Here is an 18,770-nt window from a genome sequence, read left to right on the forward strand (position 1 = left end):
CCCATTGCGGATATTGCAGTCCGGCGATTTAAGGACCAAGGTTCGGTGATGACGACCAAGACCGGTTACGATGCGCTGTTGGACGTGGTCTGCGTAACGTGGGGATTCTGCGGATGCGTGAAGGACGACAAGCCGCTCCACGTGGACGACTTCATCCCGTCGTTTGGGCCTGTAACAGCGGATCAGTTCGTGGAGTGGGTGTTCCTAGCGGACGATCAGAACCCAAACTCGGAACCAGAGAAGTGGCAAAGGCATAAGGACGCGCTTAGGGCCGCATTCATAGAGCATATGGGCGGAGAAGTCGTCGACGCTGAATGCTTGCGTTGGAGCGATGCCTAGCGTCCGCTTTCCACCCTTGGCGGACGAACGCGACATCCGCTTCCGACCGACCTCCGCCCTCACCCCTCCGCCGCGGGCAACTCCAGCACCACCTTCAGACCGCCCATGTCGCTGTCGCCCAGGGTGACGCGGCCGCCGTAGGCGCGGGTCAGTTCGTCGACGATCGACAGGCCCAGGCCGGTGCCGGGGGTGTCCTCGTCCATGCGGGTGCCGCGCTTCAGGGCCGTGTCGCGCTGGTCGGCGGGCAGGCCGGGGCCGTCGTCCTCGACCACGGCGATCATCTGACCCGTCGTGGACGGACCGGCCGAGATGCGCACCCGGCGCTTGCACCACTTGGCCGCGTTCTCGATCAGGTTGCCGAAGATCTCCTGCAGGTCCTGGCGCTCGCCCAGGAAGGCCAGGTCGTCGGGCGCGCGCCAGTCGATCTCGACGCCCTTGGCCTCGAACACCCGCTCCAGCATGACGGCCATCTCGTCCAGAACCTCGCCCACCGGGGTGCGTTCGCCCAGGCCGTGGGCGGCGCGGGCGGCGGCGCGGGCGCGGCGCAGGTGGTGGTCGACCTGGTCCTGCATCACCTTGGCCTGGCGCCGGATCAGGTCCGGCAGGAAGCCTTCGCGCGTCCCCGCCTCGGCCAACATCACCGCCAGCGGCGTCTTCAGGGCATGGGCCAGGTTGCCGACGTGGGTGCGCTGGCGCTCCACCGTCTCCTGATTGTGGGCCAGCAGGCGGTTGACCTGTTGGGCCAGGGGCTGGATCTCGACCGGATAGACGCCCTCTATCCGGTGCGAGCGCCCCTTGCGCACGTCGGAAATCTCGTCGCGCAGATCGTAGAGGGGACGCAGGCCCACCTGGACCTGGATGAAGACCGCCGACACCAGGCCCGCGCCGAGCAGCAGCATGGCGACCCAGGTCACGGTGGCGAACTGGCGCGCGTCGGCGTCCACGTCGGACCGGTCCACCCCGGCGAAGAAGACCACCGGCGCGGCCCGGTTCGGCAAGGACTTCATGCTGGCGGCGATGCGCAGGGGCTCGCCCTTGGGGCCGTCGGCGGCGTTGTAGCTGATGGTCTGGCCGAACGCCGCCTTCAGCCTGGCGGCCAGGTCGGGGGCGTAGTCCAGGTCAGCCCGCCCCAGGGAGGCCGAGCGCGCCACGACCCGCAGCCGCCCGTCCGACGTCGGTTCGGCCACCATCCAGTATTTGCCGGACAGCAGCCGCTCTGTGCGCGCGTCGCGGATCTCGCCGATGAGGACCTCGCCCTCATGGGTGATGGTCGCGGCGACCACCGCCTCGTCGATGGTCTCGCTCAGGGTGTTGCCGAGGCGGCGCAGGGCCGATTCCTGGAACACCGAGGTCAGCACCACCCCGGTCACCAGAAGGGCCACCAGGATCCAGGCCGAGGCCAGCCAGATCAGCCGCCGAGTCAGCGACTTGCCAGGGCGGCCGAACCAGCGGCCCCATTCGTTCTTCTGCGGCTTGGCGGGCGGCTCGATCGCCCCGGCGTCGCTCATGCCCGCGCTCTCCCGGCCGGTCTCAGGCCGCGTCGCTCTCGCCGGCCAGCGGCGACAGGCGATAGCCCAGGCCGCGCACGGTCTCGATACGGTCGGCGCCGATCTTCTTTCTCAGGCGGCCGACGAAGACCTCGATGGTGTTGGAGTCGCGGTCGAAGTCCTGATCGTAAAGGTGTTCGACCAGTTCGGTGCGGCTGATGACCCGGCCCTGGTGCATCATCAGATAGTGCAGCAGCCGGTATTCCAGGCTGGTCAGGCGCAGCGGTTCGCCGTTGACCGTCGCGCGCGCCGCGCGCGGGTCCAGCCGCAGGCCGCCGCAGGCCAGGGTCGCCGCCGCATGGCCGGCCGAGCGGCGCAGCAGGGCGCGCAGGCGGGCCAGCAATTCTTCCGTGTGGAAGGGCTTGGTCAGATAGTCGTCGGCCCCGGCGTCGAAGCCCGCCACCTTGTCCGACCAGGCGCCACGCGCCGTCAGGATCAGCACGGGCGTGGCCTTGCCCTCGCGGCGCCAGCGCTCCAGCACCGAGACGCCGTCGATCTTGGGAAGCCCCAGGTCCAGCACCACCACGTCATAGGGTTCGGTGTCGCCCAGGAACCAGGCCTCCTCGCCGTCGGGCGCGTGGTCGACAGCGTAGCCGGCGTCGGTCAGGGCGGTCTTCAGCTGGCGCGACAGATCGACGTCGTCCTCGACAAGCAGAACCCGCATTCAGTCGTCCCCGCGAACCCGGCCCGAACGGCCGTCAACCTGGATGTCCGAGACACGGCCGCCCGGATATTCCCAGCGCACCACATAGTCGCCGTCGCGTTCGCGCACGCCCAGCATGCGGCCGGGACGACCCGACTGGACGCGGCGGGCGATGTCGCCAGGATCGACTCGCGGCCCCGGCCGGGGCGCATCGCGCAGCCCCATGCCCGGATAGCCTCTGGGTTGCTCCCGGCGATCCTCGTCGCGACCCCGGTCGCGGCCGCGCGACTGAGCCGCCGCGTCCGTCAGCGGGACGAGGGCGATCAGGCCGGCCAGAAGAAGGGCTCGAATACGCATCATGGATCGGGGTCTAGACCAGGGCCTCTGAACAGCGGCTGAACGCGCAGTCTATCGGCGTTCAGCCTAAAGAGGAACGGCGATGATCGCAAACTCCGTCGCGCGCGGGCGAACGACGGCGCATGACGACGATGTCATGCTGATGAACCCTATCTGAAACGCCCCGTTCAGATGCGGCTCAGCCGCCGGGTGGTCTCTTGGCCTCAACGCAGCCGATCCGGTTGCGCCGATGCGAAAGGACCAAGACCATGAAAAAGCTGCTGATCCCCGCCCTGGCCGTCGCCGTCGTCTCGGCCGCCCTGCCCGCCGCTGCCCAGTCCTACGACCGCCACGGTCCCTCGCGTGGTCACGGCTATGAACAGGACTATCGCGGTTGGCAGTCCATCACCCAGCGCAAGTACAACCTGGATCGCCGCATCGACCGCGGCGTCGAGACCCGCCGCCTGAGCCGCCGCGAGGCCGCCCGTCTGCGGGACGAGCTGAACAGCCTGGTGCGTCTGGAGCGCGACTATATGCGCGGCGGCCTGACCCGCTGGGAGCGCCAGGACCTGGACCGTCGCTACGACCGCCTGTCGGCCAAGGTCCGCTACGAGAGCAACGACCATAACGGCCGTCGCCACTAAGGCCTGAACAGGCGGGGCCTCGCCCCTCCCCTGACAGGGCCCGCCAAGGGCGCGATCCGGAAAGGGTCGCGCCCTTTTCCTCGCCTAGAACGTCATGCCGCAAGCCCGGAGGGCTATCCCGGGACCGCAGGACGCGCGGCGTTTGGGGCGGTCCCGGCTCTCCAAAAACGTCACTCTGGCCCGATCACCGTGATCTCGGGCCAGCGGGCGCGGACGCCGGCGATCACCCTGTCCCAGCCCTTGGCCAGGCCGCGCGTGGGGTTGGGGCGGATCACCATGTCGAACACGTCCTGCAGGCCATAGGGCGCGGCCACGCTGATCGTGTCGTCCCCCTCCAGCCGCACAGCCACGGCGAAGGCCGGGGCCACGAACTGGGCCGGGGCGTCGTCGGTGCAGGTCAGAGCCTCATAGGGCTCTCCGAACTTCTGCTCGAACCACAGATGCACCCGCGCCTGGTTGCGCACCTCGACCAGGTCACGGAACGGCGGATCGAAGGCGGCGGCGCCGCGCTTGATGATGACGTCCTCGGCGTCCCAGGAGACGTCCGAGTCGAAATAGCCGATGTCGTAGTCCTTGACTCCGTACCCCGTCGGCCGCCCGGTCCGCTCGTTCCACACGCCCTGATAGACCGCCCCCGAGAACAGCCGCCAGTCCGGCAGGTCCAGGTCCCGCATCACGGTCAGGACGTGCATCAGGTCCGCGTCCGCACGGACGATGTCGATCAGGCGAGTCTCAAGCGTCATGGGGTCGTCTGAAGGCGATTCCGAACGTCCGAAAACCAAAATCTGCGTCATCCCGGCCGTAGCGAGGCGAAGAACCCGGGGCCGCCCAGGACGCCAGGGCCTGCTCCTTCGGCGGTCCCGGATAGCCCTGCGGGCTTCCGGGATGACGTACTCAGTTGCGGATCGGCCAGGCGTGATCCAGCGGACCGTGCCCCTGGCCCAGGCCGGGCGCGCGGCGGATGGCTTCGGCGACATAGGCCCAGGCCTCGGCCACGGCGACCGGCAGGGGCAGGCCCTTGGCGATCCCGGCGGCGCAGGCGCTGGCCAGGGTGCAGCCGGTGCCGTGGGTATGGCGGGTGTCGAGCCGTTCGCTCTCCAGCACCGTCTCGCCCTCGGCGGTCAGCAGCAGGTCGACCACCGTCTCGCCGGGCACATGGCCGCCCTTCATCAGGACGGCGCGCGCGCCCATCCGCAACAGGGCCTCGCCGGCGCGGCGCTGGCCCTCCAGATCGGCGACCGTCAGCCCGGTCAGAGCCTCGGCCTCGGGCGCGTTGGGCGTCAGCAGGGCCGCGCGCGGGACCATCAGCCGCCGCACGGCCTCGACCGCGCGATCCTCCAGCAGGGGCGAGCCGCCCTTGGCGATCATGACGGGGTCGACCACGGCCGGGACGCCGGCCGCATAGTCGATCAGGCCGGCGACCGTCTCGACCACCTCGACCGAGCCGAGCATGCCGGTCTTCAGGGCGTCGGCGCCGATGTCGTCCAGCACGGCCTTGGCCTGGGCCTCGATGACCTCGAGCGGCAGGGGATGGACGCCTTGGACGCCCAGAGTGTTCTGAATGGTGATCGCGGTTATCGCCGTGGCGGCGAACCCGCCCAGCATGGTCACCGCCTTGATGTCGGCCTGGATGCCCGCCCCGCCGCCGGAGTCCGAGCCCGCCAGGATGAGGACGCGGCCTCTTTTTTGGTCCCTATCGTCTCCGGCGCGGCCGGAGACGGCTTGAGGGAGGTCGTGCTCGCCCATCAGTGCGCTCCCGAAAACAGTTTCAGCCCGACGATGCCCGCGACGATCAGCAGGATGCAGACCGCCCGCACCGCGGTCGCCGGCTCGCCATAGACGACGATCCCGACTACAGCCGCGCCCACGGCGCCGATGCCGGTCCACACGGCATAGGCGGTGCCCACCGGCAGCTTCTGCGTCGCCGCCCAGAGACCGACCATGCTGGCGGCCAGGGCCAGAGCCACGCCCAGCGAGATCAACGGCCGCTGCACGCCGACATATTTGACGCCCGAGGCCCACATGACCTCGAACAGGCCCGCCACGACGAGCACCACCCACGGATTGAAAGACAGAAGCCAGGACATGGCGGTTGGATGACGCAAGGACGGCGCAGGGGCAACCGGTTTCAGGGTCGCGACGTTGGTCTCGACGGCGAACGGCGCCTATCCTGAACCCGTTCATCCGGAGACATCCGCCATGGCTGGCCAATGACCGCCCCCGTCGCTTCGGCCGGCATGCTTGTACGCCGCCCGGCCGCCGCTGGACCATGATCCTCGACAACCTGGAGCAGTCCCTAAACAGTCGCGGGGATGTTCGGAGACCCGCCTCATGATCCGCATCGCCCTGACCAGCCTGTCGGTCGACGATCAGGACAAGGCCGAACGCTTCTATGTCGACATGCTGGGCTTCGTCGTGAAACACAGCGTGCCCATGGGGCCGATGCGCTATCTGACCGTGGTCTCGCCGGCCGATCCCGATGGCGTCGAGCTGTCGCTGGAGCCAGGCGGACAGAGGGCGGAGGTCGCCACCTTCCAGGCCTGGATGCGCCAGCAAGGCATTCCGGCCATAGCCTTCCATGTCGACGACGTCGACGTCGAGCATCACCGCCTGAGCGATCAGGGCGTCGTCTTCACCCAGCCGCCCGCGCCGATGGGACCGATCCGCGCCGCGGTTCTGGACGACACCTGCGGCAATCTGATCATGCTCTATTCAAACCCGGCCACCGCCGCCTGAACCTTCAGCGCCTGGACCGTCTCGCGCACGTCATGGACCCGCACCATGCGCGCGCCGCGTCGCGCGCCTTCCAGCGCCAGGGCCAGGGAGCCGCCGAGGCGATCGGTCGCCTGCACCGCCGTTTCGTCCACCCCCTCGATGAGGCGCTTGCGGCTGGCGGCGTAGAGCACCGGAAAGCCCAGGGCGACCAGGGCGTCCAGCCGCGCCGTCAGCTCCAGATTGTGCGCCGTGGTCTTGGCGAAGCCGATGCCGGGGTCCAGCCAGATCCTGCCGCGCGCGACGCCCGCCGCCATGGCCGCCTCGGCCCGCGCCGCCAGATGGGCGACGACCTCGCCCGTCACGTCGTCGTAACGGGGGGCGTCCTGCATGGTCTTGGGCGCGCCCTTCATATGCATCAGCACCACCTCGCAGCCCAGGTCGGCGACGGTCGCCAGGCTGTCCGGCGCATGACCCAGGGCCGAGACGTCGTTCCACATGGTCGCCCCGGCGGCGACGGCGGCGCGGGCCACGCCCGGCTTCATGGTGTCTATGCTGATCCGGCCGTCCCAGCGGGGGCGAAGCGCGGCGATCACCGGGACCACGCGGGCGATCTCCTCGGCCTCGCCGACGGGGTCCGAGCCCGGCCGGGTGCTCTCGCCGCCGATGTCCAGAACGTCCGCGCCCTGATCGATCAGCCGCAGGGCGTGGGCCAGGGCCAGCTCGGTCGTGGCGTGTCGGCCGCCGTCGGAAAAGCTGTCCGGGGTGACGTTGACGATGCCCATGACCAGTGGCGGCTTCACGAGGGATTGATGGTTCATGCGAGGCGAACTCCAGGGGCTCCGGTTTGACTTTCATCGCGCCCGGGTCCAGCCTCTAAAGGCAATGGAACGCTTCGTCAGCCAGGCTCGACGCCTCACCCACGCGGGACGCCGCGTCGAAGGCCTTTAACCCGTAGCGGTCCGCCGTGCGCCCTGCGCCGGGCGCCTGCTACGGGACCCAGTCGCTTAAAGTCTCCCGCTTCCTTCTTTCACTCTGCAGGACCGCGCCGGCCCCGGGCCGCCCGCGAAGATTTGCGCCATGACACGCCGCCCCGACACTACGGACGACAGCCGCCCCGGCGAGCCGCCGCGCGGCGCCGACATCATTCCCTTTCGGAGACCGGCCGCGCCCGCGGCGCCGCCCGCACCCGATACGGCTGATTATGAGCCGTCCGAACATCCCGACGACGACGGCCCCTCGGCCGCCTGACGTCGCCCGACTTTCTAGAAAGCATTACTCATGACCACCCCCCGCAAGGGCGCCCTGCCCGCCATCACGCTTCGCAGCGACGACTTCGACGCCCTGGACCGCCTGGTCGGCGACCTGCCCGGTTCGGGCCCCGCCGGTCTGCTGCAGCAGGAGCTGGACCGCGCCAAGGTGTGCGAGCCCAAGGCCATGCCCAAGAACGTGGTGACCCTGAACCGCTGGCTTCACTATTCCGACGACCACAGCCCCGAGGTGCGCCGCGTCCAGCTGGTCCTGCCCAAGGAGGCCGACATCGACGCCGGCCGCGTCTCCATCCTGTCCTACGTCGGCGCCGGCCTGATCGGCCTGAAGGAAGGCCAGTCGATCACCTGGCCCGACCCGTCGGGCGCCGTCCGCAAGCTGACCCTGGTCAAGCTGGAAGAGGCCGAGGCGGCGAACTGAGCCCCGCCAGGTAGAGACGAAAAATAAGGGGCGCGCCTGACGGGCGCGCCCCTTTTCATATCCGCTTCCGTATCGCCCTACACGCTCGGCGCAGTCTGGACGGCGGCCTGGGCCTCAGGCGCCGGCTCGTCTTCCGGCGTGGCCGGGACCGACAGCGACGGGCCGACCACGATATCGTTTTCCTCGTCGCGCTTGGGCGGCTGGTCGTTCTCGAGCAGGTCCTTGATCTCCTCGCCCGACAGGGTCTCGTATTCCAGCAGAGCCTGAGACAGCTTCTCGTGATCGGCGGCCTTCTCGGTCAGGATGCGGCGCGCCTCATCCCAGCCCTCGGTGACGATGCGGCGGACCTCTTCGTCGATGATGCGGGCCGTCTCTTCCGAGACATTCTGGCTGCGCGACACCGAGTGGCCCAGGAAGACCTCCTCCTGGTTCTCGCCATAGGCCACCGTGCCCAGCTTCTCGGAGAAGCCCCAGCGCGTGACCATGGCCCGCGCCAGCTTGGTGGCCTGTTCGATGTCCGAGCTGGCGCCCGAGGTGATGCTCTCCGGCCCGAAGATCAGCTCTTCGGCGACGCGGCCGCCGGCCATGATGGCGATGCGGTCGATCATCTGCTGGAACTTCATGGAATAGCGGTCGCCTTCCGGCAGCTGCATCACCATGCCCAGGGCGCGGCCGCGCGGGACGATGGTCGCCTTGTGCACCGGGTCGGCCATCTTGACGTTGATGGCGACGATGGCGTGGCCGGCCTCGTGATAGGCGGTCAGGCGGCGTTCTTCCTCGTTCATGGCCATGGACTTGCGCTCGGCGCCCATCATGACCTTGTCCTTGGCGTCCTCGAAGTCGCGGTGCGTGACCATGCGACGGTCCTTGCGAGCCGCCATCAGGGCGGCTTCGTTGACCAGGTTGGCCAGGTCCGCGCCCGAGAAGCCGGGCGTGCCGCGCGCGATGGTCTTGACGTTCACGTCGGCGGCCAGGGGCACGTCCTTCATGTGCACGCGGAGAATACGCTCACGACCCGAGACGTCGGGGTTGGGCACAACGACCTGACGGTCGAAACGGCCCGGACGCAGCAGGGCCGGGTCCAGCACGTCGGGACGGTTGGTCGCGGCGATCAGGATGATGTTCTCGGACGCCTCGAAGCCGTCCATCTCGACCAGCAGCTGGTTCAGGGTCTGCTCGCGCTCGTCGTTGCCGCCGCCCAGGCCGGCGCCGCGGTGACGACCCACGGCGTCGATTTCATCGATGAAGATGATGCACGGGGCGTTCTTCTTGGCCTGCTCGAACATGTCGCGCACGCGGCTGGCGCCGACGCCGACGAACATCTCGACGAAGTCCGAGCCCGAGATCGAGAAGAAGGGCACGCCCGCCTCGCCCGCCACCGCGCGCGCCAGCAGGGTCTTGCCGGTGCCCGGAGGGCCGACCAGCAGGGCGCCCTTGGGAATCTTGCCGCCCAGACGCTGGAACTTGGCCGGGTCCTTCAGGAAGTCGACGACCTCCTGCAGTTCGTCCTTGGCCTCGTCCACGCCGGCGACGTCGTCGAAGGTCTTGCGGCCCTTGTGCTCGGTCAGCAGCTTGGCCTTGGACTTGCCGAAGCCCATCGCGCCCTTCGCCCCGCCCTGCATCCGGTTCATGATGAACAGCCAGAAGCCGATGATCAGCGCCACCGGCAGCAGCAGGCCCAGCAGGCCCGACCACCACGGCTGGCGGGTGCTCTTGACCTCGACGTCGCCGCCGCTGGTGCGGATCTTGTCCAGCAGGTCGACGTTGGGCACCGGGGTCACGGCGGTGAACTTGCCGCCGTCCTTCTTCTCGCCGGTCAGGGCGTCACCGCGCACCACGACCGACTTGATCTGCTGGGCGTCGACCGCGGCCATCAGCTGGGAATAGGTCAGGGTGTCGGGACGGCCGGCGGCGGCCGCCTTGGCGCCGGGCATGGCCGGGCCGCCGTTCTGGCTGATGGCGGCGTACACCGTCACCAGGCCCAGAAGAATGACGCCCCAGATGGCGAAATTGCGCAGGTTCATTCGGTCCTCGGTTCCTCGACGGCCGCTCCACGTCCGTCGATCAACAGTCTTTCGCAGAAAATAGGTCAGTCGGCGGCGTTTCGCCATCAAGGGCGTGAAAGAGTTGCTCTTCCTGCGTCGTTTCGCCCACGGCGAGGGCCAGCCGACGCGGCGCCAGGGCCGTGACCGCGGCCGCGCCCCAGGCCAGGACCGGCCGATCCCCGTCCGCGCCGATCAGCACCGGCGCCGCCGCCCGCGCCGCGGCCGGAAGCCGCGCCAGGAGCGCGCGTTCGGCGTCCGACAACCGCGCCAGCCGCCCCGCCGCCGCCTCGACCCGCAGGTCCGTCTCATCCGTCGTGATCTCGAACCGCCCGTCCCAGGCGGCGGGCCTTCCCGGCGCCAGGGCGACCGGCGCGGGCGGACGGCGCCGCATCTCGCCCGGCTCGCGCATCGCCAGGACGCGAGCGCCCGCCGCCTCGACGCGCGCGCCGCACAGGACGGCGACGAAGTCCTCGCCGCTCGCCAGCCGCGCCTGCAAGGCCGCCAGCCGATCGCCGCGCGGCGGCGTGGCTCCGCCGCCCGCGCATAGCAAGGTCGCCGCCAGCGCCGAGGCGGACAGATCGCGCGAGATCGTCAGCACCCCTGCCCAGGCCAGGTCAGGTGAAAATACCGTCTCCCTTCCCCCTCGATGGGGGAAGGATCGGGGGCGGGCGCGCGAGAGTTGGGAATGAGCCTCCCGAGACGGGACCGTCGGCGCCTGCCGCGCCTGATCGGCGGCGGCAGCGGCGACACCCCCGCCCCACCTTCCCGCATCGAGGGGGAGGGCTTCTGAACTCAAGGCCGCCCGCGCCCGTCCCCGCCCGAAGCGCAGATCGGCGTTGGCCGGGTCCTCCAGCCAGTCCAGCCCGCGCGCGCGCAAATGCTCCCGCAGCGTCTCGCGGCGCTCGTCCAGCAGAGGGCGCAGCAGCATCAGCCCTCGCCCCTCGGGCCAGGCGGGCGACGGCGACCAGTCGCGAAGGCGGCCCAGATTGGCCCCGTGCGCCCGCATCCACTCGCCCTCGGCGACGTCGTCGGCGGTATGGCCGGTCAGGATGACGCCCGCCCCCGCCTCGCGCGCCGTCTCGGCCAGAAGGGCGTGGCGCGCCGCCCGCGCCCGCGCCGGGACGCCCGAACCGCCGCGCGCGCCTTCCCACGACAGACCGCGCCAGTCGGCGCCCGCCGCGCGCGCCGCCGCGCCGGCGAAGCGGGTCCAGGCGGCGCTGTCGGAATGCAGGGCATGATCGACCGTCAGGGCCAGCAGGCGACGCCCCCTCGCCCGCGCCCAGGCGGCGGCGAGGTCCAGCAGGGCCAGGGAGTCCCCCCCGCCGGACAGGGCCAGGGCCAGGGGCTCCGGCCCGTCATGGGTCAGGCGCGCGTCCAGCCGGGCGAAGACCCGGCCGGCCAGGCCATCGGCGCCGGCTGGCGTCAGCTGCAGTTCGCCCGCGTCCGCAGCTGGGCCGCGCGGGTCTTCTGCGCCGCCGTGGCGCCCTGGGCGTAGCGGGTGTTGAAGTCCGCCAGGGCGTTGCAGGCCAGGCTGGCGCGGTCGGTGGCGCGCAGGGCCTCGGCCAGCTTGAGCGTGGTCTCGGCCGCCCAGGGCGTGCGCGGCCAGCCGTTCAGGGCGGCGGCGTAGGCCTGGACCGCCGAGGCGTTGTCACGCGCCGCGACGTGCAGGTCGCCCAGGCGGCTGTTCGCCTCGCGCGACTGGGGCGTGCTCGGCCAGGTGACGATGACGGTCTCGAGCGCCCGCCCGCCGCGCACGGCGTCCTCGCCCGCCAGACGCATGGCGGCCTGCAGGTCCTGGGCCGCGTCGCCGGTCGGCGAGTTGGGAACGATGGGGCCGTTCAGTTCGGCGGCCTCCTGAGCCGCCTTCTCGGCGCGCTCCACCCGGTTTTCCAGGTCGCGCAGGCGACGGGTCAGCAGGGCGTTGTCGCGCGTCGCCTCGTCCAGTTGGAAGGTCACGCGCTCTCCGTCGGCGTTCACGCGCTGGAAGGTCTGCTCCAGGTCGGACAGGCGGCGCTCCAGGATCGACACCTGGCCCTGCAGGGCCACGACCTCGGGGTCGGGCTCGACGATCACGGGCTGGCCGGCGGCGTTGCGCTGGGTCAGGGCGCGCTCCAGGCGGCGGACGTTGCGGTCCAGCTGGTCCAGGCGGCGCTTGTCCCACTGGACCGGCTCCATGGGCTGGACTTGGGCGATGACCGTACCGCCCACGATCAGGGTCAGGCCGACGGCCGTCAGGACGGCGGGTTTGGCGAGGCGAAATGGCGACTTCAGCATGGCTCTGTCGTCCCACCGATTTGCGGCGACGGCAAGGCCCGGATCGCCGTTCGTCGCATCAATACCCCAGGCCCAGATAGAGGATGGCCAGGATGAACAGGGTGATGACGATGTTGCAGAAGATCAGCAGGACGAAGGTCCGCCAGGCCGCCGAGAAGATCGACAGCCCATAGGCGCTCTTCAGCTGGGCGAACATGTGCGCCGGGACGATCAGGGCGGCCGCGCCCAGAACGACGCCCCCCGCCCCCTTGATCGTCGTGGTCGCCACCACCACCGCCATCAGCAGCATGGACATGAAGGTCAGGGAATAGAGGACGAAGACCCCGTGGTCGTAGAGGGTGAAGCCCCGCTTCCACAGGAACATCAGGGCCACGAAGGGGATGGACAGCGGCACCAGCAGGAAGGCGAATTTGTACATCGTCTGCTGCAGCTTGTAGAGCGCCAGATCCGGGTTCTTCAGCTTCTTGGCCACGGCGGCGGTCAGGCCGTGGCCGTCGCCCGTGTCCCAGTTGATGTCGGCCACCTGGGCCTGCCAGCTGCCCGGCGTCAGTCCGTCCTTGCGGCCCTCGACCGCCTGTCTCTCCATCTGCTCCAGCTGGGCCTTGCGCTGGATGACCACGCCTTCGGCCGCCGCCAGGGCGCCCGCCGTGATGCCCGCGCGCGCGCCGCTGGACACGGCGGGCGGGCGGCCGTCCGCCGGCCGGGAGGCCGCTTGCGCGGCTTCGGCCTCGGCCTTGGCCTCGAGCACCGCCTTCTCGGCCTCGGCCAGGGCGATGCGCTGGGCCGCGATCTGCTCGGACAGGGGCGCGGTCTGGGGCGCCGGATGCGGCATGAAGCTCAGCGCGAAGAACATCACGAACAGGGTGAAGAGGAACATCGCCAGCGGCGAGACGTAGCGGGTGCGTCGCCCCTGCACCCATTCACGCGTCAACCGTCCCGGATTGAGGATCAGCAGCGGCAGGGTGCGCCAGATGCGGCCGTCGAAATGCATGACCCCGTGCAACAGTTCTTCGCCCAGGTGCAGCAGGGTGCGGTGGACATGGGTCGCCTGACCGCAGTTGGAACAGAAATTGCCGGTGACCTCGGCGCCGCAGTCGGCGCAGACGCCGTGCGGCTCGCCCACGCGGCCAGCCCCCTTCTGGATCGCGCCGGCGATCATCGCGCCCGTCACCACCCCGCCTGCCGCGTCCAATTCCATGGCCGTTGTCCTTCCCCCCGAAGAGCGGCGGATTTTGACGGCGCGGCGGCGCGAAGAAAAGGGGCCTCGCGCGCAAAAGAAAAGAGGCGCCGACCGAAGTCGACGCCTCCCTTCATTTCAACGCTCGCTGCGCCTTAGCGCGGCGCGCCCGACACGATGGCGGTGTGGGCGTTGCGGTTCTGGGCCCAGGCGCCTTCGTTCGAACCCTCGGCGATCGGACGCTCCTTGCCGAAGCTGATGGTGTCGATGCGGTTGGCCGGGACGCCGCGGCTGATCAGGTAGGAGCGCACGGCCTCGGCGCGGCGAGCGCCCAGGGCCAGGTTGTATTCGCGCGTGCCGCGCTCGTCGGCGTTGCCTTCGATGCGGACCATGACCTGCGGATAGCGGGCCAGCCAGGCGGCCTGGGCGTCCAGACGCGGCTGGGCTTCCGAACGGACCGAATAGGAATCCAGATCGAAATAGACGCGGTCGCCGACGTTGACGACGAAGTCCTGTTCCGAGCCGGGCATCGGGGCGCCGACGTTGCCGCCGCTGACGGGGCCGGTCGGGGCGGTCGGATATTGGGGCGCGGTCGGCGCGGCCGGCTCGGTCGGCACGGCGGGCTCGACCTTGGGCTTGGGCGCGCAGGCGGCCATGCCGGCGACGGCCGCGCCCACGGCGGCGAGCCGGAACATATGGGAGGTCTTCATGGGTTCGTCTCCTTGATTGCGGTCCGAGGACAGGGCCTGAAAGCTTGGCCTTAGAAGGGGTCTGCTAGCGCGTGCCATCACGCAGCGCCAGCGACGATAACGCACAGTTTATTCAAACGGCTGCGCTGGTTGCCTCACGAAGCCGTAAGCTCGTCAGGCCGGGCAGGAATCCGGCCCCTGGCCGATGCCCAGATTGGCCGGCGGGGCGTCCAGCAGGCCCGACCAAGCCGGGTCCGAGCCGCGCCCGTCATAACCCGCCTGCGACACCACCCGGCCCGACAGGTCGACGGTCCACAGACGGGTGTCGCCGCCGGGGCTCTGGCGCGCGAAGGCGATGTAGCGGCCGTTCGGCGCCCATGACGGCCCTTCCTCGAAGTAGGAGGACGACAGGATGCGCTCGCCCGTGCCGTCGGACTTCATCACGCCGATGTGGAAGCGGCCGCCCTGCTGCTTGGTGAAGGCGATCAGGTCGCCGCGCGGGCTCCAGGCCGGGGCGGTGTAGAGGCCGCCGCCGCGGCTGATCGGGCGCTGGCCCGAACCGTCGGCCCGCATGGTGTAGAGGCGCGCCGAGCCCGAGCGGTCCGAGGTGAAGACGATCTGATTGCCGTCGGGGCTGAACGAGGGCGAGGTGTCGATGCCCGGATCGGTCGTCAGGCGCGACAGCTGGCGGCTGCGCAGGTTCATCACATAGACGTCGGTGTTGCCGCCGCGAATGATCGAGAAGGCCATCTTGGACCCGTCGTTCGAGAAGCGCGGCGCCAGCACCTGGCCGTCAAACTCGCCCAGGCTTTCGCGGCGGCCCGTCGACAGATTGTAGAGGTAGATGCGGCTGTAATCCTTGCCCAACGCCACATAGGTCACTTCGTCGGGGTTCGAGGCCGAGAAGCGCGGCGACATGATCACCTCGTCGCCCTGGGTCAGGAAGACGGGGTTGAAGCCGTCCTGGTCGACGATGGTCAAGCGCGACAGCTTGTTCAGCTGGGTGCCGCTTTCGGACACGAACAGGACGCGCGAATCAAAGAAGCCCGCCTCGCCCGTCAGGCGCTGATAGACCACGTCCGAGATCTTGTGCGCGATCCGGCGCCACTGCTCGGAGGTGGCGGTGAACTGATAGGAGACCAGCTGGCACTGGCGGTAGGGGTCATACAGGCGGAAGCCAACGTCCATCCGCCCGTCCGCCCGCTGCGTCACCCCGCCGTACAGCACTGCCTGGGCGCCGATCGTGGTCCACTGGGGGAAGTTGGGAGCGTTGGCCAGGGTCAGGCCGGTCTCGATGAAGCTGGCCGGGTTCAGCGGATCGAAGAAGCCCGAACGCTTCAGGTTGCCGCTGATGACGCCCGAGATCTGCGACCCGTGCTGGCCGGTGAAGGGCACGACGGCGATCTGCAGCGGGCGCAGCACGCCCTGGTCGATCTCGACCTCGATCGGCCCGGTCTGCTGCGGCGCGGGCGCCGGCTGCGTCTGGGCCGTCGCCGGACCCGCCAGGACGACAGCCGCGACGGAGGCGAGGAGAAGGTGCAGACGCATGAAGGGCTCCTGAAGTGAGAGGCGGTTCATCGGCCCTTATCCCCGGACCCTATGAACAAACCAGCTTACGAAAGACAAGCTTGCCCCGGAATGGGGCGACTTTCAGACTCATGGTCGCTCTCCTCCCCACTTGTGGGGAGGAGGACCACGAAGTGGTGGAGGGGCGACGCTGACGGTCACGTGGAGTCGCCCCTTCCGTCTCGCCGGCTGCGCCGCCGATCCACCTCCCCATGAAATGGGGAGGAAAGGACGAACCGGCCCGTCACCGATTGGCGCAGGCCCGTTCGGTGTTGAAGGTCGGACGATACTGACCGCCGCGGAAGCCTGCTGGCACGTTGAACGGCGCTGCTTGGCGCAAAGCCCGCATCGCTCCATCGGACGCGGCCAAATAGACAGTCGTGCTCTCTGGGTTAACCAGCGTAGGCCCCCCAATAATCCGTCCGTCGTCCGACAATGTCACATCTACTACAATCCGAAGATCTCGAGCTCCCGGAATGTCACAAAGCGGAGCCCAGATATCGTAGATTTTATTAAAAAAAGCGGTGTTCTGCGGCCCGGTGGCGCGCGGGGCGGCGCCCGCGCCCTGCTGACCCGCCGCCGGCCGGCCGCGGTTCTGGGTCGGGCGCGGCGGCCCCGCCAGGGCGTCGAGGTCGAGGCCGGGCTGGGGCCGGGCGGGAGCGGACGGCTGAGGCCGGGCGGGCGTCTCGCGCGGCGGGGTCGGCCGCGCCTTCTCGGGCGGGGCAGGCGTGGGGCGCGGCGGCGGGGTCGGCGCAGGACGGGGCGCGGGCGTCGGCGCCTTCTTCTCGGGCGGGGCCGGGGTCGGGCGCGGCGCGGGCGGCGTCGGGCGCGGCTGCGGAGCCGGAGGCGTCGGTTCCGGCTGCGGCGGGGTCGGCTCGGGCAGGCTCTCGACCGGGGCGGTCGCGCCGTCGTCGGGCGAAGGCTCTTCCTGCGGATTGTCGGCCGGAGCGGCGGCGATCTCGATGTCCGAGACGATCGACACCGGGACGGAGTTCACCAGCGGGCGCGGCGGCGTCCTGGACGACCACGACACGAAGGCGAGCGCCACCACCCCCGCGTGCAGGGCGATGGAGCCGAGGATGGCGGGACTGGGTCGACGCAAGGTCCGTCAGCCCTCCGTCGGCTCGTCGGCGGCCGTGTCGGTGATCAGGTTCAGCTTGGTGAAGCCCGAGGCCGACAGGCGCGCCATCACCCGGGCCACGGCCTGATACGGCGCGCGGCCGTCGGCGCGGATGAAGATCGGCTTCTCACGCGCCTTCTCGCCGCCCTCTTCCGCGACGCGGAGCGGCAGCTGTTCCCAGCGGACCTCGCCCTCGCCGATGAAGATGGCGCCGTTCTGGTCGATGGTGACCGTGACCGGCTTGTCGGTCGTCTCGACGGCGCTGGCCTCGGTCTTGGGCAGTTCGACCGGCACGCCGACGGTCAGCAGCGGGGCCGAGATCATGAAGATGATCAGCAGCACCAGCATGACGTCGACCAAGGGGGTGACGTTGATCTCGCTAAGCGGCCGCTTGCGCGCGCGGCGACGACCGCGCCCGCCCGAGCTCGCGCCTCCTCCACCCAGGGCCATGGATCAGGCGCCCCGACGCAGGTTCAGTTCGGCGGACGGCGGCGGCGGGGGCGGCGGCGGCGCCGAGGGCGCGCCCAGACGACGCGCGATGGCCGACTGCAGGTCGTCGGCGAAGGCCTCCAGACGGCCGGTGAACTTGCCCGCCGACACCGAGAAGGCGTTGAAGGCGATATAGGCCGGGATGGCCGCGCCCAGGCCGATGGCCGTGGCGAACAGGGCCTCGGCGATGGCCGGCGCCACCGTCGTCAGATTGGTGTTGCCCGCCGCGGCGATGTTGCCGAAGGCGTTCATGATGCCCCACACCGTGCCGAACAGGCCGATGAAGGGCGACGAGGTGGCGACCACCGACAGCACGCCCAGGCCGTTCTCGATCTTCTGGCTCTCGCGGGCGATGACGGAATCCAGGCCGCGATCGATGCGGGCGATCAGCATGGCGCCTTGCGTGTCGGTCATGGCCCCGCGCGTCCGCGCCTCGCGCCAGTCCTGCAGCGTCAGCACCAGCATGCGCGGCAGGGGATCGGCCGGCTGCGGCCCGGCCTGAGCGGCCACGTCCTCGAGCGAGCGGCCGCTCTCGACCGCCTTCTCGAACTCGGTGGCGCGGGCGTTCATGCGCGAGAAGCGCACCGCCTTGTCGATGATGATGGTCCAGGACCACAGGGACGCCACGGCCAGGCCGATCATCACCGTCTTGACCACCCAGTCGGCGGTCACGAACAGCTCGATGGGATTCAGCAGGGAGGCGTCGACGGGCGGTGTCATGCGTGGTCCTTGGCGGCGAGCCCTGGAAGGGGTGTCCAACCGCCAGTTCGAGCGGCAGGACGTGGCGGTTTCATGGCCGGGGGTCTAACGAGCGTCGCGGCCTGCGTCATCAGGCGAAAGAGTGACAAGATCGTTATTGTCGAGGCGGGGCTCAAGCGCGGCGCTTCACCCTCCCCGTCCCGGGGAGGGAGGCTGAGGCCATAGGCCGAAGCCGGGTGGGGGCGGCTTGGCAAATCAAGCGCGCGTTCCGGATCACCAAGCCCTCCCCACCCGGCCTCCGCTTCGCGTCGGCCACCCTCCCCGGGACGGGGAGGGAGAACCTTGCGTGTCACCCCTCCCCCGACAGCCAGGGCGTCACCAGTTCGATCAGCCGCTTCGTCGGCCGCCGGGGCCGCCCGTCCAGGTGGATGCAGACGGCGACAACCTCGGCCTGGCACAGGACCTCCCCTTCGCGCTCGATGGTCTGTCGGATCAGCAGGCGCGGCCCCTTGATGGCCTCATAGCGGGTCCGCACCACCAGGGCGTCGTCGATGCGGGCGGGCTTCAGATATTTGATGTTCAGCTCGGCGACGACGAAGGCCAGGGGCTCGTCCTGCTCAAGCAGCTCCACGTGGCCGACGCCCGCCAGGCGCAGGAAGTCCGACCGGCCGCGCTCGAAATAGCGAACGTAATTGGCATGATAGACCAGGCCGGTGAAGTCGGTGTCCTCGTAATAGACCCGCACGGGCAACAGATGATCGCAGCCGTCGAAACGGCCGGCGCTGGGTTGGTCGGTCATGG

At 69.8% G+C, this 18,770-nt stretch carries 23 protein-coding genes; 6 read left to right on the forward strand and 17 right to left on the reverse strand.

Features of this window, described 5'->3' with window-relative positions:
• Nucleotides 1-48 precede the first annotated feature (48 nt).
• Complete coding sequence (locus tag D8I30_RS02550) at nt 49-339, forward strand: hypothetical protein (RefSeq protein WP_121481345.1); 291 nt, start codon at nt 49-51, stop codon at nt 337-339.
• Between the two features lie 59 nt (nt 340-398).
• Here the strand turns inward: D8I30_RS02550 and D8I30_RS02555 are convergent, their stop codons facing one another.
• The 3 genes from D8I30_RS02555 to D8I30_RS02565 are packed head-to-tail and all read right to left on the reverse strand — an operon-like array spanning nt 399 to nt 2,889.
• Nucleotides 399-1,847 carry a sensor histidine kinase gene (locus D8I30_RS02555; protein WP_121481346.1) on the reverse strand — a complete coding sequence of 483 codons (1,449 nt, stop codon included), beginning with the start codon at nt 1,845-1,847 and terminating at the stop codon, nt 399-401.
• Nucleotides 1,848-1,869: 22 nt separating this feature from the next.
• Nucleotides 1,870-2,550 carry a response regulator transcription factor gene (locus tag D8I30_RS02560; RefSeq protein ID WP_121481347.1) on the reverse strand — a complete coding sequence of 227 codons (681 nt, stop codon included), beginning with the start codon at nt 2,548-2,550 and terminating at the stop codon, nt 1,870-1,872.
• The gene (locus D8I30_RS02565) at nt 2,551-2,889 is read right to left on the reverse strand and encodes a hypothetical protein (RefSeq protein ID WP_121481348.1); all 339 of its coding nucleotides are present in this window, start codon (nt 2,887-2,889) and stop codon (nt 2,551-2,553) included.
• A 245-nt stretch (nt 2,890-3,134) separates the two neighbouring features.
• On the opposite strand from D8I30_RS02565, the gene D8I30_RS02570 reads away from it, so the two are divergent.
• Nucleotides 3,135-3,509, forward strand: a complete 375-nt coding sequence (locus D8I30_RS02570) for a hypothetical protein (RefSeq protein ID WP_121481349.1) — start codon at nt 3,135-3,137, stop codon at nt 3,507-3,509.
• 170 nt (nt 3,510-3,679) lie between these two features.
• Here the strand turns inward: D8I30_RS02570 and D8I30_RS02575 are convergent, their stop codons facing one another.
• The 3 genes from D8I30_RS02575 to D8I30_RS02585 form a co-directional block, all read right to left on the reverse strand.
• Complete coding sequence (locus tag D8I30_RS02575; RefSeq protein ID WP_121481350.1) at nt 3,680-4,252, reverse strand: nucleotidyltransferase family protein; 573 nt, start codon at nt 4,250-4,252, stop codon at nt 3,680-3,682.
• 151 nt (nt 4,253-4,403) lie between these two features.
• Nucleotides 4,404-5,255 (reverse strand): bifunctional hydroxymethylpyrimidine kinase/phosphomethylpyrimidine kinase, encoded by an 852-nt coding sequence (gene thiD / locus D8I30_RS02580; RefSeq protein ID WP_240387295.1) that lies wholly within the window; start codon nt 5,253-5,255, stop codon nt 4,404-4,406.
• Complete coding sequence (locus D8I30_RS02585) at nt 5,255-5,596, reverse strand: DMT family transporter (protein ID WP_121481351.1); 342 nt, start codon at nt 5,594-5,596, stop codon at nt 5,255-5,257. The genes thiD and D8I30_RS02585 overlap by 1 nt, the downstream gene beginning before the upstream one ends.
• 244 nt (nt 5,597-5,840) lie before the next feature.
• On the opposite strand from D8I30_RS02585, the gene D8I30_RS02590 reads away from it, so the two are divergent.
• Nucleotides 5,841-6,245, forward strand: a complete 405-nt coding sequence (locus tag D8I30_RS02590) for a VOC family protein (RefSeq protein ID WP_240387296.1) — start codon at nt 5,841-5,843, stop codon at nt 6,243-6,245.
• Here D8I30_RS02590 and folP read toward each other — a convergent pair.
• Complete coding sequence (folP, locus tag D8I30_RS02595; RefSeq protein WP_121481352.1) at nt 6,218-7,042, reverse strand: dihydropteroate synthase; 825 nt, start codon at nt 7,040-7,042, stop codon at nt 6,218-6,220. The two genes, D8I30_RS02590 and folP, sit on opposite strands and share 28 nt — an antisense overlap.
• A 259-nt stretch (nt 7,043-7,301) precedes the next feature.
• Here folP and D8I30_RS14310 point away from each other — a divergent pair, with 259 nt between their 5' ends.
• Nucleotides 7,302-7,472: a hypothetical protein gene (locus D8I30_RS14310; protein ID WP_162938786.1), complete on the forward strand. Its 171-nt coding sequence runs from the start codon at nt 7,302-7,304 to the stop codon at nt 7,470-7,472.
• 30 nt (nt 7,473-7,502) lie between these two features.
• On the forward strand, nt 7,503-7,910 hold the full coding sequence (gene rnk / locus D8I30_RS02600; RefSeq protein WP_121481353.1) for a nucleoside diphosphate kinase regulator: 408 nt from the start codon (nt 7,503-7,505) through the stop codon (nt 7,908-7,910).
• A 77-nt stretch (nt 7,911-7,987) separates the two neighbouring features.
• Here the strand turns inward: rnk and ftsH are convergent, their stop codons facing one another.
• Together ftsH and tilS are read right to left on the reverse strand one after the other, a co-directional pair.
• Complete coding sequence (ftsH, locus tag D8I30_RS02605) at nt 7,988-9,934, reverse strand: ATP-dependent zinc metalloprotease FtsH (protein ID WP_121481354.1); 1,947 nt, start codon at nt 9,932-9,934, stop codon at nt 7,988-7,990.
• A gap of 40 nt (nt 9,935-9,974) precedes the next feature.
• Complete coding sequence (gene tilS / locus D8I30_RS02610; protein WP_346426491.1) at nt 9,975-11,297, reverse strand: tRNA lysidine(34) synthetase TilS; 1,323 nt, start codon at nt 11,295-11,297, stop codon at nt 9,975-9,977.
• On the opposite strand from tilS, the gene D8I30_RS14640 reads away from it, so the two are divergent.
• Nucleotides 11,190-11,450 (forward strand): hypothetical protein, encoded by a 261-nt coding sequence (locus tag D8I30_RS14640; protein WP_162938787.1) that lies wholly within the window; start codon nt 11,190-11,192, stop codon nt 11,448-11,450. The genes tilS and D8I30_RS14640 overlap by 108 nt on opposite strands.
• Here the strand turns inward: D8I30_RS14640 and D8I30_RS14645 are convergent.
• The 8 genes from D8I30_RS14645 to ybgC all read right to left on the reverse strand — a co-directional run bounded on the left by D8I30_RS14645 (nt 11,378) and on the right by ybgC (nt 18,768).
• The gene (locus D8I30_RS14645; protein WP_121481357.1) at nt 11,378-12,229 is read right to left on the reverse strand and encodes a tol-pal system protein; all 852 of its coding nucleotides are present in this window, start codon (nt 12,227-12,229) and stop codon (nt 11,378-11,380) included. The genes D8I30_RS14640 and D8I30_RS14645 overlap by 73 nt on opposite strands.
• Nucleotides 12,230-12,287: 58 nt before the next feature.
• Nucleotides 12,288-13,427, reverse strand: coding sequence for a DUF3667 domain-containing protein (locus D8I30_RS02625; RefSeq protein ID WP_121481358.1), 1,140 nt, complete (start codon nt 13,425-13,427; stop codon nt 12,288-12,290).
• Nucleotides 13,428-13,561: 134 nt separating this feature from the next.
• The gene (pal, locus tag D8I30_RS02630) at nt 13,562-14,116 is read right to left on the reverse strand and encodes a peptidoglycan-associated lipoprotein Pal (RefSeq protein WP_121481359.1); all 555 of its coding nucleotides are present in this window, start codon (nt 14,114-14,116) and stop codon (nt 13,562-13,564) included.
• A 153-nt stretch (nt 14,117-14,269) separates the two neighbouring features.
• Entirely contained in the window at nt 14,270-15,643 is a 1,374-nt protein-coding gene (gene tolB / locus D8I30_RS02635) for a Tol-Pal system beta propeller repeat protein TolB (protein WP_121483355.1), read from the reverse strand.
• A gap of 262 nt (nt 15,644-15,905) precedes the next feature.
• Nucleotides 15,906-16,763 (reverse strand): hypothetical protein, encoded by an 858-nt coding sequence (locus tag D8I30_RS14315; RefSeq protein ID WP_162938788.1) that lies wholly within the window; start codon nt 16,761-16,763, stop codon nt 15,906-15,908.
• Nucleotides 16,764-16,769: 6 nt separating this feature from the next.
• Nucleotides 16,770-17,231 (reverse strand): ExbD/TolR family protein, encoded by a 462-nt coding sequence (locus tag D8I30_RS02640; protein ID WP_121481360.1) that lies wholly within the window; start codon nt 17,229-17,231, stop codon nt 16,770-16,772.
• Nucleotides 17,232-17,234: 3 nt separating this feature from the next.
• Nucleotides 17,235-17,990, reverse strand: a complete 756-nt coding sequence (gene tolQ, locus D8I30_RS02645) for a protein TolQ (protein ID WP_121481361.1) — start codon at nt 17,988-17,990, stop codon at nt 17,235-17,237.
• Nucleotides 17,991-18,318: 328 nt separating this feature from the next.
• Entirely contained in the window at nt 18,319-18,768 is a 450-nt protein-coding gene (ybgC, locus tag D8I30_RS02650) for a tol-pal system-associated acyl-CoA thioesterase (RefSeq protein ID WP_121481362.1), read from the reverse strand.
• Nucleotides 18,769-18,770: the final 2 nt, after the last annotated feature.

Origin of the sequence: Brevundimonas naejangsanensis (assembly GCF_003627995.1) — a bacterium.
Lineage (GTDB): Bacteria > Pseudomonadota > Alphaproteobacteria > Caulobacterales > Caulobacteraceae > Brevundimonas > Brevundimonas naejangsanensis_B.

Bases quoted from the DNA above. Each gene is read 5' to 3' on its own strand.
- D8I30_RS02550 (WP_121481345.1), top strand. From the start codon at position 49: ATGACGACCAAGACCGGTTACGATGCGCTGTTGGACGTGGTCTGCGTA.
- D8I30_RS02555 (WP_121481346.1), bottom strand. From the start codon at position 1,847: ATGAGCGACGCCGGGGCGATCGAGCCGCCCGCCAAGCCGCAGAAGAAC.
- D8I30_RS02560 (WP_121481347.1), bottom strand. From the start codon at position 2,550: ATGCGGGTTCTGCTTGTCGAGGACGACGTCGATCTGTCGCGCCAGCTG.
- D8I30_RS02565 (WP_121481348.1), bottom strand. From the start codon at position 2,889: ATGATGCGTATTCGAGCCCTTCTTCTGGCCGGCCTGATCGCCCTCGTC.
- D8I30_RS02570 (WP_121481349.1), top strand. From the start codon at position 3,135: ATGAAAAAGCTGCTGATCCCCGCCCTGGCCGTCGCCGTCGTCTCGGCC.
- D8I30_RS02575 (WP_121481350.1), bottom strand. From the start codon at position 4,252: ATGACGCTTGAGACTCGCCTGATCGACATCGTCCGTGCGGACGCGGAC.
- thiD (WP_240387295.1), bottom strand. From the start codon at position 5,255: ATGGGCGAGCACGACCTCCCTCAAGCCGTCTCCGGCCGCGCCGGAGAC.
- D8I30_RS02585 (WP_121481351.1), bottom strand. From the start codon at position 5,596: ATGTCCTGGCTTCTGTCTTTCAATCCGTGGGTGGTGCTCGTCGTGGCG.
- D8I30_RS02590 (WP_240387296.1), top strand. From the start codon at position 5,841: ATGATCCGCATCGCCCTGACCAGCCTGTCGGTCGACGATCAGGACAAG.
- folP (WP_121481352.1), bottom strand. From the start codon at position 7,042: ATGAACCATCAATCCCTCGTGAAGCCGCCACTGGTCATGGGCATCGTC.
- D8I30_RS14310 (WP_162938786.1), top strand. From the start codon at position 7,302: ATGACACGCCGCCCCGACACTACGGACGACAGCCGCCCCGGCGAGCCG.
- rnk (WP_121481353.1), top strand. From the start codon at position 7,503: ATGACCACCCCCCGCAAGGGCGCCCTGCCCGCCATCACGCTTCGCAGC.
- ftsH (WP_121481354.1), bottom strand. From the start codon at position 9,934: ATGAACCTGCGCAATTTCGCCATCTGGGGCGTCATTCTTCTGGGCCTG.
- D8I30_RS14640 (WP_162938787.1), top strand. From the start codon at position 11,190: ATGATCGACCGTCAGGGCCAGCAGGCGACGCCCCCTCGCCCGCGCCCA.
- D8I30_RS14645 (WP_121481357.1), bottom strand. From the start codon at position 12,229: ATGCTGAAGTCGCCATTTCGCCTCGCCAAACCCGCCGTCCTGACGGCC.
- D8I30_RS02625 (WP_121481358.1), bottom strand. From the start codon at position 13,427: ATGGAATTGGACGCGGCAGGCGGGGTGGTGACGGGCGCGATGATCGCC.
- pal (WP_121481359.1), bottom strand. From the start codon at position 14,116: ATGAAGACCTCCCATATGTTCCGGCTCGCCGCCGTGGGCGCGGCCGTC.
- tolB (WP_121483355.1), bottom strand. From the start codon at position 15,643: ATGCGTCTGCACCTTCTCCTCGCCTCCGTCGCGGCTGTCGTCCTGGCG.
- D8I30_RS02640 (WP_121481360.1), bottom strand. From the start codon at position 17,231: ATGGCCCTGGGTGGAGGAGGCGCGAGCTCGGGCGGGCGCGGTCGTCGC.
- tolQ (WP_121481361.1), bottom strand. From the start codon at position 17,990: ATGACACCGCCCGTCGACGCCTCCCTGCTGAATCCCATCGAGCTGTTC.
- ybgC (WP_121481362.1), bottom strand. From the start codon at position 18,768: ATGACCGACCAACCCAGCGCCGGCCGTTTCGACGGCTGCGATCATCTG.